This window comes from Paenibacillus sp. 19GGS1-52, assembly GCF_022369515.1.
Taxonomy (GTDB): domain Bacteria; phylum Bacillota; class Bacilli; order Paenibacillales; family Paenibacillaceae; genus Paenibacillus_AQ.
In genome coordinates this window covers 6,496,162-6,515,085 of sequence record NZ_CP059724.1, presented here as the reverse complement: position 1 = coordinate 6,515,085, position 18,924 = coordinate 6,496,162, and the positions used below count along the sequence as shown (strand labels likewise).

16 protein-coding genes are annotated in these 18,924 nt (G+C 49.5%); 11 read left to right on the top strand and 5 right to left on the bottom strand.

Annotation, left to right across the window (positions count from 1 at the left end; all coding sequences use genetic code 11):
• Positions 1-134: 134 nt before the first annotated feature.
• Positions 135-893: a TspO/MBR family protein gene (locus H1230_RS29885; RefSeq protein ID WP_239713384.1), complete on the bottom strand. Its 759-nt coding sequence runs from the start codon at positions 891-893 to the stop codon at positions 135-137.
• Positions 894-1,064: 171 nt separating this feature from the next.
• Between H1230_RS29885 and H1230_RS29880 the strand changes: the two genes are divergently transcribed.
• On the top strand, positions 1,065-3,515 hold the full coding sequence (locus H1230_RS29880; RefSeq protein WP_239713383.1) for a glycoside hydrolase family 31 protein: 2,451 nt from the start codon (positions 1,065-1,067) through the stop codon (positions 3,513-3,515).
• 169 nt (positions 3,516-3,684) lie between these two features.
• Here the strand turns inward: H1230_RS29880 and H1230_RS29875 are convergent, their stop codons facing one another.
• Entirely contained in the window at positions 3,685-4,359 is a 675-nt protein-coding gene (locus H1230_RS29875) for a hypothetical protein (RefSeq protein WP_239713382.1), read from the bottom strand.
• Between the two features lie 407 nt (positions 4,360-4,766).
• On the opposite strand from H1230_RS29875, the gene H1230_RS29870 reads away from it, so the two are divergent.
• Together H1230_RS29870 and H1230_RS29865 are read left to right on the top strand one after the other, a co-directional pair.
• A complete protein-coding gene (locus tag H1230_RS29870) occupies positions 4,767-7,853 on the top strand; it encodes a DEAD/DEAH box helicase (protein ID WP_239713381.1) in 3,087 nt (1,028 codons plus the stop codon).
• A gap of 33 nt (positions 7,854-7,886) precedes the next feature.
• Positions 7,887-8,675, top strand: a complete 789-nt coding sequence (locus H1230_RS29865) for a hypothetical protein (protein WP_239713380.1) — start codon at positions 7,887-7,889, stop codon at positions 8,673-8,675.
• A gap of 109 nt (positions 8,676-8,784) precedes the next feature.
• On the opposite strand, the gene H1230_RS29860 is transcribed toward H1230_RS29865, so the two are convergent.
• Entirely contained in the window at positions 8,785-9,516 is a 732-nt protein-coding gene (locus H1230_RS29860; RefSeq protein WP_481857101.1) for a GTP pyrophosphokinase, read from the bottom strand.
• 412 nt (positions 9,517-9,928) lie between these two features.
• Here H1230_RS29860 and H1230_RS29855 point away from each other — a divergent pair, with 412 nt between their 5' ends.
• From H1230_RS29855 to H1230_RS29840, 4 genes are read left to right on the top strand one after another with little or no spacing between them, the layout of a single operon-like run.
• Positions 9,929-10,711, top strand: a complete 783-nt coding sequence (locus H1230_RS29855) for a zinc ribbon domain-containing protein (protein ID WP_239713379.1) — start codon at positions 9,929-9,931, stop codon at positions 10,709-10,711.
• Between the two features lie 36 nt (positions 10,712-10,747).
• Positions 10,748-11,548, top strand: a complete 801-nt coding sequence (locus H1230_RS29850; protein WP_239713378.1) for a TrmB family transcriptional regulator — start codon at positions 10,748-10,750, stop codon at positions 11,546-11,548.
• Between the two features lie 28 nt (positions 11,549-11,576).
• The gene (locus H1230_RS29845; RefSeq protein WP_239713377.1) at positions 11,577-11,882 is read left to right on the top strand and encodes a hypothetical protein; all 306 of its coding nucleotides are present in this window, start codon (positions 11,577-11,579) and stop codon (positions 11,880-11,882) included.
• Between the two features lie 46 nt (positions 11,883-11,928).
• Positions 11,929-12,507, top strand: a complete 579-nt coding sequence (locus H1230_RS29840) for a xanthine phosphoribosyltransferase (RefSeq protein WP_239713376.1) — start codon at positions 11,929-11,931, stop codon at positions 12,505-12,507.
• Positions 12,508-12,706: 199 nt separating this feature from the next.
• Here H1230_RS29840 and H1230_RS29835 read toward each other — a convergent pair whose 3' ends face one another.
• The gene (locus H1230_RS29835; RefSeq protein WP_239713375.1) at positions 12,707-13,663 is read right to left on the bottom strand and encodes a diacylglycerol/lipid kinase family protein; all 957 of its coding nucleotides are present in this window, start codon (positions 13,661-13,663) and stop codon (positions 12,707-12,709) included.
• Positions 13,664-13,765: 102 nt separating this feature from the next.
• A complete protein-coding gene (locus tag H1230_RS29830; protein ID WP_239713374.1) occupies positions 13,766-14,104 on the bottom strand; it encodes a DUF4870 domain-containing protein in 339 nt (112 codons plus the stop codon).
• 586 nt (positions 14,105-14,690) lie between these two features.
• On the opposite strand from H1230_RS29830, the gene H1230_RS29825 reads away from it, so the two are divergent.
• The 4 genes from H1230_RS29825 (at position 14,691) to H1230_RS29810 (ending at position 18,921) form a co-directional block, all read left to right on the top strand.
• Positions 14,691-14,879: a hypothetical protein gene (locus tag H1230_RS29825; RefSeq protein ID WP_019913840.1), complete on the top strand. Its 189-nt coding sequence runs from the start codon at positions 14,691-14,693 to the stop codon at positions 14,877-14,879.
• A 397-nt stretch (positions 14,880-15,276) separates the two neighbouring features.
• Positions 15,277-16,323 carry a cytochrome c oxidase subunit II gene (coxB, locus tag H1230_RS29820; RefSeq protein ID WP_239713373.1) on the top strand — a complete coding sequence of 349 codons (1,047 nt, stop codon included), beginning with the start codon at positions 15,277-15,279 and terminating at the stop codon, positions 16,321-16,323.
• A gap of 130 nt (positions 16,324-16,453) precedes the next feature.
• A complete protein-coding gene (gene ctaD, locus H1230_RS29815) occupies positions 16,454-18,298 on the top strand; it encodes a cytochrome c oxidase subunit I (RefSeq protein ID WP_239717645.1) in 1,845 nt (614 codons plus the stop codon).
• Positions 18,295-18,921, top strand: coding sequence for a cytochrome (ubi)quinol oxidase subunit III (locus H1230_RS29810; RefSeq protein WP_239713372.1), 627 nt, complete (start codon positions 18,295-18,297; stop codon positions 18,919-18,921). The genes ctaD and H1230_RS29810 overlap by 4 nt, the downstream gene beginning before the upstream one ends.
• Positions 18,922-18,924 lie beyond the last annotated feature (3 nt).

The following is an 18,924-nucleotide window of genomic DNA, read 5'->3' as shown; positions in this document are numbered from 1 at the left end:
GCAACGGGGGATATTTCTTTTTAACACCTGACTGTTGAAGCAGTCAAGTAAGCAGAGCAGCAGATGAAGGATGCAAATAGGGACCCCAGCAATAAAGCTGCGGCTCCCTATTTGCGTGTCTTTGTCAGACAAATTCAGTACCTATTGCGGCGTGGAGTCAGGAGCAGCCAGAGGCTATAGAGAAGCAGGAGTCCTGCGGCTACTAGACCGGTTATATAGACATTGCTGGCATCTTTGTGTTCCAGTGCAATGGCAATGTAAGCCCACACGAATACCAGTGGATAGACGCTATCCCGATGAGGGTAGCTGACTGCCACTGCAAGCAAGGTGCCTACACAGAGCATTATAACAGCCCAGGTGGGATCACTAAGGCCGAAGCCGTCCCAATTATTTTTCTCCAAAACCACACTGACGTTAACGATAGTGGCTACAGAAATCCAGCCTAAATAGATGCTGAAGGGTAAGCGAATTAGCCATTTCTCACCTCGGGTAGGATTTAGGATATGTCGTGAAATCTGATAGATCATAATAAGTGTTAACAGCATTAATATCATGGCAATCAACGACAGCTCGATGTACAAATACTGCCAAAGGAAGAGCCAGCTCATATTAAAGATACAGCTGAGGATAAACCAGATGCCGATCGACTCTACTGAATTCCTGGAACCGGTTGCTGGACGGAATTGATAAATGACAAACCCGGCCAAGAGTAGATAGATCAGTGACCAGATCGAAAAAGCGTATCCGGCAGGTGTTAAATAAGTATAATACATGTCCGAAATTTCAGCGGTGTTATTCCCACCCAAAGGTAGGGTTACTGAGAGTACATTTACAACAATCATGGCGAGAAAGAACAGCAGATTCCACCATTTAAAAGGATTAGTGCGGCTCACATCATTCACTCCTTAAGCGTAGTCATATATAGAATATACCCGCTTTGGTGTGACTTAAGACTATTTTTGCAAATAAATGACTTACAGGTCATAAACCTTAGGGATAGGTTACCTACGCTGCAGGGTAATATGTAATATTAGCAACGGTTAAAGCCAAAGGGGGGAAGGTTAATGGAGAGCAGCGAAGCGATTCGTCCCGAGAAAATGGGTCCGATGGTAATAAAGGAAACTTGGAATACCCCTGGCAGTATAGTTTCTTGGGAACGTTCAGAGAATATCTATATCTGCCGGGGGGAGTGCGGCGGCATTGTATTTATTTTTTTGAGTGATGACATGTTCCGAATGAAGGTATTTCGTGATCAGGTGCCTGATTTAACAACGACAGCAGCAGTGCTGGCTGAGAGCTGTGTTCCGCATTTATTCCCGGTGGAGGAGACGGAGGAGCAACTGATCTTCACGACCAGTGCGATCACTCTGTTTCTGGAGAAGAAATCATTCATTATCCGGGTGGAGAATATCCAGGGGCGGGTTATTATGCAGCAGAACCTGGCTAGCTGGAATCCGCGTGGTGCTAATCATGCTGAATACGATATGCAGCCAGATTCGCATTTTTATGGATTGGGTGAGAAATCGAGCTTTCTCGATAAGCGCGGGGAACACTATACGAACTGGAATACCGATGTATTCGCACCGCATCTACCGGAAATTGAAGCCCTCTATGAGTCGATTCCGCTGCTCATTCATATGCATGACGAGCTCGCCTACGGACTGTTTCTGGATAACTCGGGCCGCAGTGAGTTTGATATGCGTTCCCATGGGGTGGCCTTTACGATTGGCTGCGCTACCGGGGCTTTGGATATTTATTTTATCAATGGACCCGAAATGAAGGATGTTGTGAAACGATATACCTCACTAACCGGACGGATCGCTCTTCCGCCAAAATGGGCCATAGGTTATCATCAGTCACGTTACAGTTATATGAACCAGCAAGAAGTCTTGCAGCTGGCGCGAACCTTCCGCGAGAAGCGAATTCCCTGCGATGTTATTTATCTCGACATACACTATATGGACGAATACCGGGTATTTACGTTTGATCCTGTTAACTTTCCAGAGCCGGCGAAGATGATGGCTGAGCTGCTGGAGCTTGGGGTGCGAATTGTGCCGATTGTGGACCCGGGAGTGAAAAAAGATCCCAATTACGAGGTGTACAAGGAAGGTGTGCTGGATAAGCATTTTTGCCGCAGGCTGGAGGGGGATATATTCTTTGGCGAGGTATGGCCGGGAATTAGCGCTTTTCCTGACTTCAGTGATAGCCGAACCTCTGAATGGTGGGGCGATCTCCATAAATATTATACGGACCTTGGGATTCAGGGAATCTGGAATGATATGAATGAGCCAGCTGTATTTAACGATACTAAAACAATGGATCTGGATGTGATGCACTTTAACAATGGCCGTCCGGTAACACACGAAGAATATCATAATCTTTATGGCATGATGATGTCCAAGGCCACCTATGAGGGCTTGGCAGAGCATTTGCAGGGTGAACGTCCTTTTGTACTGACAAGAGCCGGATATGCGGGGATTCAACGTTATGCAGCTGTATGGACAGGAGATAACCGCAGCTTCTGGGAGCATATGGCGATGGCCATCCCGATGGTGCTCAATATGGGGTTGTCGGGATTAGCTTTTTCAGGGCCGGATATCGGCGGCTTTGCCCACCATACCTCAGCACAATTGTTGGTACGCTGGACACAAATGGGTGTCTTTTTCCCGTATTGCCGCAATCACTCCTCAATCGGTACGATGCGTCAGGAGCCTTGGTCCTTTGGAGAAGAGGTCGAAGGAATCCTGCGTGAATTCATCGGTCTTCGTTACCGCTGGATGCCACATTTGTACAACCTGTTTCATGAGGCGGAGCAGACTGGAATGCCAGTGATCCGTCCGCTCGTGCTGGAGTATCCACGCGACCCGCATGTGAGTAATCTGTGTGACCAGTTCTTACTGGGTGAATCTGTGTTGATTGCACCCGTATACCGCCCGGACACCGATCACCGTTCCGTCTATTTGCCAGAGGGACAATGGATTGATTACTGGGATGGAGCAGTTAATGAAGGAGGACGTCACATCCTGGCTGCAGCACCGCTACATATTATGCCTATGTACATTAAGGCTGGCAGCTTTATAGCGGAAGGTATGCTGAAGCAATATGCGCTGGAAGAGACGGGTGAGCTGGTCATTATCCATCTTTATGGAGCGAAGGCTGAGGTAGGTTTCAACGCTACCTTTACCTTGTATGAGGATGACGGGCACAGCTTTGGCTATAGGAGAGGTCGTTACTCTGAGCTGGCTGTGAAAGCAATGGGTGAGGAAGAAAGTCTGAGTCTGAGCTGGTCCTATCCGCTTCGTGATTATGAGCCGCATAGAGAGGTGTTGCGGTTTGCTCTCTGTTATCCGTTCTTTACAATAGCTGCTGTAAGCGGACTTACACAGCTAAGCATGGAGCAACTGGAGGCTGGCCGCGAAGGATGGGTACGAAAGGGGAACAAGGGTGGAATTATTGTGCAGGTAGGCGACGCTCCCGAGGGTGGAGAGTTCATGATTAGTGCGGTGAAGGACTAATTCAATATGCTGGGGGAAAGGGCTGTCCTGCAAAAGGGCCGCTCTTTTCTTTCAAATATAAGAATTTATAAGTTTCACGCAAGAATGTATCCTTCTATTTCTCGAAGAAACGGGTGCCGTCCATATAAGGACGGCAAAGCCGTTTCTTCTTCTCGCGCTTACTTTAGGATTATTTCCAAGCCCTGACATGCTGTCCGTCACTGAGGGTGATCTTAAATGTTCCCTTCATCTGCCCACTAAATGTTTCTTTGCTTGTTAAGGCAAGCTTGAACTCCTTATGAAATGAATTGTCTGTACGAGGCTGCAGTACAAGGTCAGATAGTAGGATGGACTCTTGAGCTACGGGGTGATAGGAGGCAAGCGGGAGTTCCAATACAGCCTGAACTGTTATTGTATCCTTGCTGTGGTTCTTGATGGATAACTGACAGTTGCCGCTAAACTGCTGCTCAATCCATACATAGTTACAACTAACCTGATGTGGGTCAAGCTCCACCGCATAGATGCCGGATGCAAAATAATGCTGATAACCGATAACTAGCCAGCCTGGAGCACTGCTTAAACATATAAAAGCAGCAAAAAAGAGTACAAGCCGATGTCTAGAGATTGCTTTATTTAAATAGAAAAGGGCAAAGATAAATAGAACAGTCAGGAAGATACCTGAGATGTGAAATCCGGTTTCAGAAGCCGGTCGTGAATATAATGGGATGCCTAAGGAACGCAACAGAGCATCGAGCAGAGTATCAGGCTCCGGGTATCGGATGCTAAATACAATCATTACGGTAAGAAGCGTCAGTGCGATAACTAAGGAATGTTTGCTTTTAATGATGGGCGTTTCTTGCTTCATTAATCACACCACCTGTAAAATTTTCTCAATTATAGCATAGGATTGAGGCCTAACTCTAGGGAATCGCTTTTTTTTCTTCTAAAATCTACAGAAAATGTGCAGAAACGTTTTTAAATCAGGGCTTTTTCGTATAAGATGAAGAGATGAAGATAAATCCATTTGGAAATATAGGAGCGTCCAAGTGCTGCATTGGTTTCTAGGACGTCCGTTTCATTTATAGATAGCTTCAAAATGTATTTGACGAATGCCGTCCATTAGGGACGGCAAGGTCATTTCTTCTTAAAAGATAAGAAGTTATATGCTTCACATGATAATTTATCCTTATATTTCTCGAAGAAACGAATGCCGTCCATGAAAGGACGGCAAAGCCATTTCTTCTTACTTGCTTAAAAGACAGGAGATCACCGATGACAAAGCATCTGTATGCAATATGGTTAGGGGACGTATTATTCTGCTTCTCCGGCGAAACTTCAGAGCCGAAGGTAGATGCCTGGACCCGTGTGGTCAAGAGGCTGGAGCTACGGGGAGGCTTGCGTCCTTTTACGGGTGCTGCGCTGCGTTTGGCGGAAGTGAAATATCCGGTTCCTCCTGTAGAAGGAAAACCGGTGCGGCGTGTGCTGCCTGGGCGAACGCTTGAAGGATTGGCATTGGTGCCTCAGGATGCTTTTGAACTGCTGTTGTCCTGGGATGAATCGTTATGTTTGAGTCAGGGAGTGGAGCCAGGCGGTGAATTGCGTTACTGGGCTGCTGTAGCCCGCTTTGCTCTGGAATTAATGGGCAAAGGAGGAATCACACCGGGAGCTTTACCACCGCGTCCCGTGGGATCGCGCCGCCGTGGGGGGGAACAGGCAGCTACGGCTTGCTGGTCTCCTGCTTTTCGCAACCCCGAGGATAAGGAAATTTTTCTACAGCTGGCAGCATCCATGCCGGTACTTGCCTTAGGTACCCATACTGCAGAAGCTGGCGATCTGTCTTCGCGTGAAGAGGCTGGCGGATATGTGCTGTATTCCTTTTTACAGGCTGTGATGAGTGCGGAGATAAAGCGGGTTATCGCAGGCATCGAAGGTGAGTTGACACCGTATAAGGTTAATTATCGCCGTGGTCGCTCTCCTTTGACGGAGCTATGGTGGAATAGTCTGCTCACGGGCAGCCGTGATATTCCTGTACAGGGGACTCCGGCAGAGGTAACAGAGCTGCTCACCACCGTCAATGAGACGGCGGGCAATGAAATGCCCCATTCCCAGACAGAGGAAGCACGGAGCGGAGTGTTGGGACTTGGCTTACGTCTCGAGCCGCCAGGAGACGAAAGCGAGGTTTGGCGTTTAACCTTTTGGGCAGAGAGCAGAGAAGAAGGCGAATTCTGGCTTCCGGCAAAATCGGTCTGGAGCAGTAAGGAACGGGAATTCACGTTGTGGGGGAAACGCTACCGTAACATTCAGCAGCAGCTTCTTACAGTACTAGGACGAGCTGCGAAAGTATCGCCGGATATTCAGCGTGCGCTGTCTGTGCCGGCTCCGGATGGTGTTGATCTGGAACCTCAGCGCCTGTATTACTTTCTGAAGGAAAGCGTGCAGGAATTAACCAGCCGGGGAATAACGGTGCAGATGCCTTCCCGCTGGAGCCGCGAGGGACGCCGCCGGATTGGCATGAAGATGCAGATGCAGCCGCTGGAGATTGGAACAGAGGGTCCTGCACCAGTGGCTCTGGGTATGGAAGCTCTGATTTCATTCCGTATTGAGGCGTCACTTGGAGAATCCTCAATCACTGAGGAGGAACTGAATGCCTTAGTTGAGGCGGGCGTGCCTTTTGTACGTTTCCGTGGGGAATGGATTGAGGTAGATCCGAAGGAAATTCGTCAGGTTCTTAAATATATGAAGCGTCATGAAAGCGGAGAAATGTCCGCAGCAGACTGGATGCGGCTGGAAGCCGAGGATGGGGATGACCGACTCTGGAAGGGTATGTCTGTTACCGGCATGGAAACGTCCGGCTTGCTGGCCTCGCTGATGCGCGGCGATGTATTGCGCAATCTTCCGGCACGCACTGTACCAGATAGCCTGCACGGTACCCTAAGACCTTATCAGGAGCGGGGTTATCAGTGGCTGACTGCCCTGAGCGGACTGGGTTTTGGGGTGTGTCTAGCTGATGATATGGGCTTGGGCAAGACGATTCAGGTTATTACCTGCCTGCTCGACCGTGCGTTGACTGCTCCTCCCGAGGAAGCGCAGAGCCCGGTGTTGATTCTGTGCCCGACCTCACTGCTGGGCAACTGGCAGCGAGAGCTGCAGCGTTTCGCCCCTTCACTTAGAGTGCATATTCACCATGGTGGGCGCCGTATGCGCGGAGAAAGCTTTATGGATCTGGCAGCCAGCCATGATATTGTGTTAACCACCTATCATTTGGCGGGCCGAGATAGTGAGGATTTAGCGGGTATCCACTGGTCCACAGTAGTGCTGGATGAGGCACAGTACATCAAGAATCATCGCACCAAGCAGGCGCAGAGCGTTATGAAGCTGTCGGCACCGCATCGTATTGCCATGACAGGCACCCCAGTTGAGAATCGGCTGGGTGAGCTTTGGTCCATTTTTCATTTTCTAAACCCAGGCTATTTGGGCACTTATCATTCCTTCCGCCAGCGGTATGTTTCTGGGGAAGGCGGAGAACGGCTGCGGGAGCTGCATCGTCTGGTATCACCATTCTTGCTACGCCGCCTCAAAAGCGATCCGGATATCTCCAAGGATCTGCCGGAGAAGCTGGAGCTGAAGTCTTATTGTCCTTTGACGGAAACGCAGGCTGCGTTGTATCAGGGAGTCGTAGATGAAATGCTCGGTGTGATCGGTGAGCGCTCAGGAATGGCCCGCCGCGGACTTGTTCTATCTTCTCTGACGAAGCTGAAACAGATTTGTAATCACCCTCAGCTCTTTCGGAAAGAGGAAGGACGCGGTCAGCGCAACGAACAATCCGGCAAAATGGAAGTCATGTTCGAGGTACTTGACAACATTGCTGAGCTTGGGGAGTCTGCCTTGATCTTCACACAATATGTGGCGATGGGCGAACTGCTGGTCAGCCGACTGACCAAGCGATACGGCTCAGCTCCACTATTCTTGCATGGCGGAATTCCGAAGCGGGAACGCGATGAGATGGTCCATGCTTTTCAGGAGGGGGAAGGCCCCGCATTCTTCGTGCTTTCTCTTAAGGCTGGGGGAGTAGGGTTGAACCTGACGCGGGCGAACCATGTGATCCATTATGACCGCTGGTGGAATCCGGCAGTTGAGAATCAGGCAACAGACCGGGCTTTCCGGATTGGCCAGAATAAGAATGTGCATGTTCACAAGCTGATCTGCCAAGGAACGCTGGAGGAACGGATTGACGAGCTGATTGAACGTAAAAAGAGTCTCTCCGAGCAGGTTGTGGGCTCCGGTGAAACTTGGTTGACCGAAATGTCCAATCATGAACTCAAGGAGCTTATTGAGCTGCAGGGCCAGGACTGGATGTAAAGGGAAGATATGAGTTACAGGAGGGATTTACAAATGAGTGGACAGTTGGAGCTACGGCTGGAAGTCATCCCCGGTGTGTTAAAAGCGTCATGGATACCGCTATCCGGGAAAGCGGTGGTCCCACAGACTATATTAAACAGCAGTGATGCTCCTGTTATTATGCAGGGAACAAAGGCAGGCCAACCTCTCTCTTTGAAGGTTCCGGTCTGGCCGGCTACAAGAAGACAGGAAGTGCTGCGGCATCTGGCGCTCAGCCCTAATGAAATGTACGCGCTGCTTCAGGGACACTTGAGCGGATTTAACGAACTGGAGCTCCTGCCTACCGATACCGAGCTTGCGCACGCATCCTTTGATCAAGCTGGAGGTGGCGACAAGGAGGAAGCGCTGAAGCAGGTCAAGAAAAGACTGGCAGAGGAACCCCTGCTGGCCCTCGCGCTTAGAGGGTTAACCAAAGCAGAGCTTCTGGACGGTATATTTAGTCTATGGGCCGAAGAAGAAAATGAGGCTGCTGATGAGGTGGGGTCACCGCAGACTAGTGGGTTGGCGGCAGAGCTGGCTCGACTGGAACGCAAAGGTCCGGCAGTCTCTTCAGGTGAATGGCTGGCGGAAGCTGCTGCTGAAGGCTCACTTCACCAGCCTGGCCCCCTATTCCATGAGATAGAGGCGCGCCCTTTCCCTTCTCTGTCCGTTGTAGCGGTTGCAACAGAGGATTGGGGAGCCTTGCTGCCTAAGACCACAAGAGCTCAGGAGGGTTTGAATCTGATTATGCAGCGTGTGGCTCACGCTGCTGCGGGAAGAGCGGGCCATTCGCACAAGCGGTGATCCAGCTCAACTCTTCAGAAGAAGGCAATCCAAAAAGGCAGTCCCGTTCCAGCTTGAGCTGTTGCAGGGCTGCCTTTTTATTTTGTATGAGAAACAGCAGACAATTTAACTATTGCTTATGTCCGTTGCCAAAACTATCTCCCTCGGTGAGTTCGAGAATTTCACGGCGCAGGCGCAGCATTTTCTGATCCAGTTCATCGGCAGCCCTTGCGGCTTCCTTCAGCTCTTCCGCCACATGAGGAGGGAGCTGCTTATCAAATTTATAATACAGAATATGCTCCATGCTTGCCCAGAAGTCCATAGCCAGAGTGCGCAGTTGGATCTCGGCTTTCACCCAGCGGGTTCCCTCCATCAGGACGAGCGGAATCGCCACAATAACATGCAGGCTTTGATATCCGTTAGGCTTGGGAAAAGCGATATAGTCTTTAATCTCCAGTACACGAATATCCTCGCGTACACTTAGGTGATCTACTAGACGGTATATATCTTTGACGAATGCACATACAATCCGCATGCCGGCAATATCGTGTATGTGTAGTTCCATATTCTCAAGGCTGAATTCGTAACCTTTGCGCTGCATCTTTTGCAGGATGCTCTTGGGCTCCTTGATCCGGGATTTGATATGCTCAATCGGACTGAAGCCATCGCGGATTTGCCATTCGGTCTTGATAACATCGATCTTATTCTGCAGGTCATTTAGAGCGTGGCGATAGAGCGCCGGTAGTGCCTTGAATTCCTCAGCCTGATTGGCAAAATCCTCATTGCCCTGCCACTGCTGCAGATCTTTAACGTGAATCTGTAGCTGATTAAGTGCAGGTTGTGTGCTGTCATGTTCTTCCACTGGTACTCTCCCGAATTTCGTTATTGGTGACTACACCAGTTTAACCGATATGGAGCTCCAGAAGCAAAATAAGACTCAAACGTAAGAAGTGTTCGAGCTGGAGATTGTTGGCGGCAGAAAGCGCAGCACAAAGTTCATGGAAACATTCTTATAGGAAAGACGTATAACTGCACATAAAGCTAAGAACAGGCTATGTCATTATTTGTTGGTGGGGAAGCCTCCATCTACCGGTAAGATTCGCCATAATCATTGTTACATTATGACACGGAACGACAAATAATGAATCTGTGTGATACATTTGGTATGATAGTAACACGTTTCCGCTACAGACGGAGCGTATAGTGAGTTACCTTAATTAGGATTTGGGGCTGTTACTTGACCCTGTTCTTACTGTGGAGAAGGAGGAACTACAATGAATTTAATCCAACGTATCAAAGATGGTGCCAATCGAGTTTCCGAAAAAGCGCAAAATTCCGTAGAGGTCGGTAAGCTGAATGGCCATATTTCCGATATCGAGCGTGAGATGGAAATTGAATTTGTAAAAATGGGAAAGCTTTTCTACGAGGGATACCGTTCAAGAGATATGTCTGTGGCCGAAGGAAAAATGGTAGAGCTGTCACGTACCTGCAATAAGCTGCAGGAGAAGATCGAAGCCCTGCGCTCACGAATTGCCGAGCTGAAGAATGAGCGCCTCTGTGCATGCGGGTATGTTGTTGCTCTGAATGCCAACTTTTGTCCGAACTGCGGGCGGAAGCTGGAGGAGCCGGTCACTTCAAGAAAGGTTCCGCCTACACCAGTTACCGTACATGTAATGCCTGCAGATGAGGACGAAGACCAATACTACGGTGCGGACGAATTAACGGATGAGGAGAAGGAACTGGCCATGCGACCGGAACAGCCAGCTGGTTATGCTGACGTTCTAGAATCGGATGATGAGCTGCCTATTGAGGATTATACAGGAAACGGCCAAGATTCCGAACGTGGGCGACGCCAAGCTGATGAGCTGGAACGTGAGCGGGAGAGACAGCTTGAGCTTGACCGGCGTATTCGGGACTGGCAGGCAACTGAACATGTTGAAGAAGCTGCGGACAGCGAAAGTGGCGGAGTTCGGGAGTTGGTGAAATGCCAAATTTGCCGGGCGGATCTGCCTAAAGGCTCGTTGTGGTGCTCTCGCTGCGGCTCAGAGCAAATCTAGGGTAAAGTTATACAGTCAGCTAGGGGGACAACAAGAATGGAACAGCTGCTGCTGCATCTGCGTAATCTGGGCTTCACAGAGATGGAGTCCAAAATCATGGTGGAGCTGGCAACTAAAGGTCAGGCTTCGGGTTACGAAGTAGCCAAACAGCTTGGAGTGTCAAGGTCTAATGTGTATGCGGCGCTTCAACGCTTGACTCAACAAGGATATGTAAGATGTGGAGAAGGAGAGCCTGCGCGCTATAGTGTGCTGAATCCGGATGAGCTGGCTACCATGATCTCCGGCCGAGTTCAAGCCTCACTTGCCTATATGGAAAGTGAAATGCCACGTGGTGGACCAGTCAGTCCTTCTTTTTATAATGTGGAAGGCGATCGCAATGTGCTTGGTGCTTTGGTTCGTCAGCTAAATCTGGCCGAGCAGGAAATTGTAGTGGATGTGTGGCGGGAGGAAGCCTCGCTTCTGCGCAGTGAGCTTGAACAGGCTGAGTTGCGGGGGGTTAAGCTGCTCTGGGCCTTCGACGGTGGGAATGCTGTTCCTGCTGCCTATCCAACCTGGCCCCCTTTAGGAGACAAGCAGCGGCGGAGCGACGGACGAAAGTTCTCTTTCGTGATTGACCGCAGCTGGTGTATGCTGGGCATGCGTTATGAGGACGGAACAGCACAAGCGGTGGTAACGGAGCATTCCGTGTTGATCGAGCTGCTGCTCAACCACTTTACACAGGAAATGGTGCTGTTTGAGCTGGAGCAGGATATGGGAGCCGAGCTGGAGAAGCGTTATGGCGAGCGTTACAACAATATATATGGTAAATATATTATGCAGGATGAAGAGGAAGAATGAAGTAAACTAATTTAGGGAGGTGACAAGCATGGAATGTATCGTTCATTTTGAAGTGCAGCACACAGATGGTCCCAAGCCTTTACGCGGCCTACTTTTTCTTGATGATGGAGAAACGCCGGGCGAAACTCAGCTAATCGATATGTTTAAGGAAATGAAGTTTAATGTGAGGTTGGAGGATCGGGAGAAACTGATATTTAAGCCGTTGAATCCTGGAGATCCGTTCTCGGAGATCCGCATCACTAGTTACGATAATGGCAAAGACGATTATAAAGAGGATCATAATCTCAAAACAATCGTTGGTAATTTGTTGCCGCAGAAGCCAACAGGGTTGTAGCATAGGAAGAATGGGTCCATTTGCGGGGGCGAAGGAGTGAGCACATATGAAGTTATTGAGGCAAAAGGTACTTAACGAAGGTATTGTACTCGGTCAAGGAGTGCTCAAGGTGGATTCTTTTCTGAATCACCAGATGGACCCGTTTCTGATGCGTGAGGTCGGCCGCGAGTTTACCCGCCGTTTTGCCGGTGAAGAGATTACAAAGGTGCTGACCATTGAGTCTTCGGGGATTGCCCCGGGGATTATGACAGCACTGGAGCTTGAGGTTCCACTAATTTTTGCCCGTAAGCAGAAATCGCTGACTCTGACGGAAGATATTTTTGTGGAGAAAGTTTATTCTTTTACGAAAAAAGAAAGTAACGAAATTACGGTTTCCAAAAAGTTTATTGCCTCTGGCGAACGGGTGCTGATCGTCGACGATTTTCTGGCGAACGGTGAGGCAGCCTTCGGTCTTGCCCGTATTGTGGAGCAGGCAGGAGGCACGGTTGTCGGAATCGGAATTGTGATTGAAAAAGCTTTTCAGCCGGGGAATCGGCTGCTGAAGGAAGCTGGGTACCGCGTGGAGTCGCTCGTACGGATCGCCTCGCTGGAGGATGGAGTAATCTCATTCGTAGAAGAGGAGTAATCTCTTAACGGAAGCAAGGATGTAACAGCAAAAAAGCAAGCTTCCTAATTTCTGGAAGCTTGCTTTTTTGCTGTTCAGGGTCACGATTATTTTACAGTAACTTAACACTAACGCCAAATAACGTTAGTGGACAAACCAACGCTCCGCAAACTGAAGCAACAAGTCCAGCGGCCGCTGCTTCAGTTTCGGGTTCCCCTGCCTAGCCGCTCGCTTGGCAGGATGCTGCAGAGCCGCCCGCAGCCAGAACGCTGCTCACGGCCTGCGGAGAGAGCACGCGCAGCGCCCCTGGCTCGCAGCGCACCGCTAGCGGCTCGGTGCCGAGGCTCTCGCCGTCGCCGATGGCGTGCCGCGCCTGCGCGAAGGTGACGGCTACGCTGCGTCCGCGCAGCATGGACACGAAGGGCAGCGTCACATGCCTGCCCTTCAGTACCGTCGGGAACAGCCGCAGCAACTGCCAGCGGCTGCACCCGTGGACTACGCAGACGTCGAGGTGGCCGTCATCGACCTTCGCCTGCGGGCAGATCAAGAGCCCACCGCCGTAGTTAGGCAGGTTGCAGATAGAGACGAGCCATGCCGTCTCATAGACATGCTCTATTCCATCGCAGGCCACGCTCACGCGGCAGGGCTTGAAGGTCATCAGCGTATGCAAGATGCCGATGATAAAGGCCAGCTGTCCGGCACCAATGGCGTTGCACAGGCGTTTGTACCAACTGGTATTCACATTCTCTGACACCTGGGCGTCGAAGCCGCTGGCCACGGCGGTCAGGGTCAATCCGTCCGCGCCGGAGAGAAGATCAGACTCGAGATAACAATCACTGAGCGCAACTTCCAGCGCTGCCTCAAGCGTAAGGGGGATGCCGAAGCCGCGGGCCGTATCGTTGCCGGAGCCAGCGGGAATTACTGCCAGTGGTACGCGCTTGTGCCGCAAGGCCCCCAGCACGCTGTGGATGGTACCGTCACCACCGATGACGACAGCTGTAGTCCAATCCTCCTGACGTGACAGTCGCTCGGCTACCAACTGCTCTGCTTCGTCTGCGCTATGAGTAAATAAGCTCTCATAGGAAACCTTACGCTCTTTAAGCAGCTTCTCAACGCTCAGCCAGGTGCGTTGCCCTGCTCCGCCGCCGGAGCGGGGATTTATGATAAATAAATACATGGTTGTTCCTCCAACCTCTGAATGTACAATGGATGTCCTGTCTCCATTGTAAGGAGTGAAGGGACAAAAGGGAATCCTTTTTAAGAGGGAGAAGCTTTGCCTTTACAGATGGCGCAGCTGGCTTTCAGCAAACTCTCCGGCCCAAGGCAGTTTATACCATCTACCACTTAGAGCATGGTAAATCATCAGCAGCCACACGGTCAAGCCAACTAGGGAGAGGATTACCTCAAGCAGCGGGCCTAGTAAGGGAATGACTGCCGTCAAGACATGACAGACCATCAATACGCCGAAGGCAATTAGCGATTGCAGCGCATGGAACAACACGAAGCGGCTGCGTTTCTCAAGGGCAAGAAAGATGACACCGCCAATAAAAGGGAAGAAATAACAGAGTGCACCCGCAATATTATCGGGTAATCCAGTAGATGATCTGAAAGGGGACAAGTAGCTCACTCTCCTTGTGGCATGGAGAAGAAGGGGATGACTTAAGTCAGGTGTTGTAGCTGGGCAACCGGGCTTTCCTTCTTCCTTAGAAGCCTATGATTAGCCCGGACAAAGTATGTAGATTTAAATAACCATATATAGGCTAATAGTTGGAAGACTACAGTCTTCCTAAATATCTTCCGATATATATATAACAGTCTTGTGCCTGCGTGTTTGCTTGCTAAAATAAAAAAAATCCAATAATACATTTTATCAGGAAAGGTGGAAGTTAGGCCGGAATATGATACAATATAACGATAAGGCCCGAAAGGAGTGATTCAGTAAGAGGCTCTTCGGGTAACTATATTGTCAAGGTGATCTACTCAATAGTCATCTTACAACGCACAGCCCAAATCACGACGAACCTGCTTCACCGGCAAGATGATGTTTCCAAATCTTCAGTTCATGGATCTATTATTTTGGCGGATAATGCAAGCCACGTATGTGTAAAGGATACTTACTTGCATTTCGAAGTTACGGCGCACTTTTCATCATGCATTCTCTGCAACGGAGCATTCATTTTTAATGTTTTGGGAGGGAACTGATCATGGCAAGTAAAGGTCATAACGAAGTCAAGGAAAGTCTACGGGAAATGACACGTATTTTCCGGCCCAAAGACCCGAAGAAGTTCGTAAAGGAGTATGTCCGGAAGTATCGGATTACGGGAGGTTATGAAGAAGAACTGACCATGGTCGTAGAGCATGAGTTGGTAAGGATGAACTCATCCGTCTCCTAAATACAGATAGACTTGCCCCTTGCTTTTCTTACTCATCATTTCTGAGCTAACATCCATGAGGATTCTCATAAACCGTGCCCGGACAGCGTGCTGTCATTGGAATCGGTTTTTTTTGTGCGCAACCTTAAATAAGCGTAGTAGCACTAGCTGATTAGTCAAATGAATTTATAGACACAATTACAATTGTAAGCGCTTTATATGATTATACCAGAACTCTGTACTTTCTGAAAGCGTTCTTAAATTCATATTTGACAAGCTTTTTACAATTCTACAAAGTCTTTGTGAACTAGTTGTGAACGATTGACAAAACACCCCTATAAACTTATATTAAGAGTGATTATTATAATTGACAGAAAAAATACAGGAATCTACGAATTCGGAAAAGCGGGGTAGATTAATGATGAAAACGTGGCAGGCTGTAAAGCGACTCCTCCCCATGACCGCTATTTTTGGACTTATTCTTGCTGGCTGCGGACGAGAGGACTTGTCAGTACTTAGACCACAAGGACCTGCAGCGGAAACCTCACTGGGACTTATGAAGCTGTCGATCACTATCATGGTCGTTGTACTGTTGATCGTCTTTTCGATTGCAGCTTATGTAATCATCCGTTTCCGCAGAAAGCCGGGGCAACAGGAGATCCCTAAGCAGGTTGAAGGAAACTTTAAGTTGGAAGTCCTCTGGACGGTTATTCCACTCATCTTGGTAGTGGTGCTGGCTATTCCAACAGTAAAGGCGGTATTTGCTGCCGGAAATGATCATGCCAATGATAAAAATGCAATTAAGGTAAAAGTAACCGGCCACCAATTCTGGTGGGAGTTCGAATATACCGATTACGGGGTGAAGACCGCGCAGGATCTAGTTATTCCGAAAGGGAAGGATATTGCTTTTGAATTGACAACGGCCGATGTGTTGCATTCTTTCTGGGTACCCTCCCTCTCCGGTAAAATAGATACCAACCCTGCCGGAACCATTAATCGTTTCAGCTTTAGTGCGCCTAATGAAGGCGTTTACCGTGGCAAATGTGCCGAGCTGTGCGGTCCTTCCCATGGACTTATGGAATTCAAAGTGAAATCGGTCAGTGAAGACGCCTTCAACCAGTGGATAGCATCCATGAAGTCACCGGTGGCTGTTCTGCCGGAAGATCCGGAGCTTGCCAAGACGTTTAAGAACCAATGCCTGAAATGTCATGCGGTAGGGGATCAGGGCCTAGCTGTTGGTCCGAACCTGACCGGGATCGGTTCACGTGAAGCCATTGCCGGTATTCTGCTCAATGATGATACGGGTGTTGATGGGGCTCCCATAGAAGAGAACCTCAAGACTTGGCTGCATGATCCACAGAGTGTGAAGCCTGGCAACCTGATGCCTAACCCCAAAGACCTGGGCCTGAGTGATGCGGAGATCGACGGCATCGCTGCCTATCTGGCGAACTATAAACTGGACTGACAACTTAGCCAATTAGAGAATAGTAGTATTTTTAATAAGGGGGGGACGAACCTTGGCTCAAGCAGCGCATACCTTAAATCCTTCCAAGCCTTTAGGGCATGGCCACAGCGTCAAGCGACATACCGGGCTGATGGATTGGATCACCACCGTCGATCATAAAAAGATAGCGATTCTGTACCTTCTCGCTGGGGGATTGTTCTTTGGAATCGGAGGATTTGAGGCCATCCTGATCCGCATCCAGCTGATTAAGCCGATGAATACCTTTCTGGATGCCCAGACGTTCAACGAGCTGATTACGATGCATGGCACAACGATGATTTTCCTTGGTGTCATGCCGGTTATCTTCGCACTTATGAATGCGGTTATCCCGCTGCAAATCGGCGCGCGTGATGTAGCCTTTCCTTTTCTGAATGCGCTCGGTTTCTGGACCTTTCTGTTCGGCGGCATTCTGCTTAATCTCAGCTGGGTTATGGGTGGCGCTCCCGATGCAGGCTGGACTGCTTATACACCCCTGTCTACGAGTACTTACAGCACTACACATGGGGTGGACTTTTACACGATTGGGCTACAGATTGCCGGTCTCGGAACCCTGATCGGGGGCATTAACTTTCTGGCAACGATCATTACGATGCGCGCACCGGGAATGTCCTTTATGCGCATGCCGATGTTTGCCTGGACTACATTTATAACCTCCGCGATTATATTGTTTGCTTTTCCCGCAATTACAGTGGGGCTGGTACTGCTTACCTTCGACCGGATTATCGGAGCCAATTTCTTCGAGGTTGGCGCGGGGGGCAACCCGATCCTCTGGCAGCATATTTTCTGGATATTCGGTCATCCTGAAGTATATATTCTTATTCTTCCTGCTTTCGGAATTATTTCTGAGGTGATTCCCACTTTCGCTCGTAAGCGCTTATTCGGGTATAGCTCGATGGTGTTCGCGACCATTCTGATTGCCTTTCTTGGCTTCATGGTCTGGGCGCATCATATGTTCACGACGGGATTGGGACCTGTAGCGAATGCCTTGTTCTCCGTATCGACGATGCTGATCGCTGTTCCGACAGGGATCAAGATTTTTAACTGGCTGCTTACCATGTGGGGCGGGCAAGTACGCTTTACCACACCGAACTTGTTCGCTGTTGGCTTTATCCCCACGTTTACGATGGGTGGAGTAACGGGTGTCATGCTGGCCTCCGCGCCTGCAGATTTCCAGTTTCATGATACTTATTTCGTTGTAGCGCATTTTCACTACGTTATAGTGGGTGGCTTGGTGCTTGGACTCTTTGCGGGGCTGCACTATTGGTGGCCGAAAATGTTCGGGCGTATGCTTAGTGAGAAGTTAGGCAAGTGGACATTTTGGACCTTCATCCTGGGGTTCCATTTGACCTTCTTTGTACAGCATTTTCTAGGTCTGATGGGCATGCAGCGCCGTGTATTCACATATTTGCCGAATCAGCACTTTGATGTCCTTAACCTGGTCAGTACGATCGGTGCATTTCTGATGGGTGTTGGCATGATTATCTTCCTGACCAATATCGTCCTCACCTTCAGAAAGCCAGCTGATGCTGCTGCTGATCCGTGGGAGGATGGACGGACACTGGAATGGTCTATTCCCTCTCCGCCGCCAGAATATAACTTTAAGCAGACGCCGCTCGTGCGCGGTATTGATGCTTTTTGGAAAGAAAAAACAGCGGGTCACACGGGGATGACTCCGGCAGAACCCGTGGGTTCGATTCATATGCCATCAGCAACTATACTGCCGTTCTTGATGTCAGTCGGAATCTTTATCGCCGGACTTGGCTTTATGTTCAGTCGGGATGAATTCAAAAGCGACTTTGTCGGCTTCATGTTCAATCATTATCTGGTGACGGCAATCGGTCTTCTTATTACATTCGGGTCCATGCTGATGAGATCATTGTTTGACGATCAGGGCTGGCATATTGAACCCGAAGAGCTGGAAGGTGAGCAGATATGACAACGCCACACGCAGAAGCTGCTAATAATGCTCTTCCCTACGAACCGGAAAAGGCGACCCTGGAGGGCCGGAACAAGGTGCTGGGCTTCTGGCTCTTTCTAGGCGGCGAGGCCGTGCTCTTCGGCACCTTGTTCGCCACCTTCCTGGCCTTGCGCAATCAGACAAATGACGGACCTACTGCTAATGAGCTGTTCCATCTGCCACTGGTTGCGGCAGCAACCTTTATTTTGCTGGTGAGCAGTCTGACTAGTGTGTTTGCGATTCAAGCCATGCATAGAAACCGCCCAGCATTATTGCGCAACTGGCTGCTGGTTACCGTGGCGCTCGGGTTAGGCTTCCTTATTCTTGAAATCTATGAGTTTAGTCAATATATTAGGCATGAGGAATTCGGAATGACGACAAGTGCGTTCAGCTCCGCATTCTATACACTGGTCGGCTTTCACGGTGCTCACGTAGCTTTTGGGATACTTTGGATCTCCGTCCTGATCCTACAGATGTCCCGCAAGGGGCTGACGGTGGTGACTGCACCTAAAGTGTATGTGTCGGCTATATACTGGCATTTTATCGATGTGGTGTGGGTCTTCATCTTCACAGTCGTATACCTTCTCGGAAAGGTGGGCTAAGGC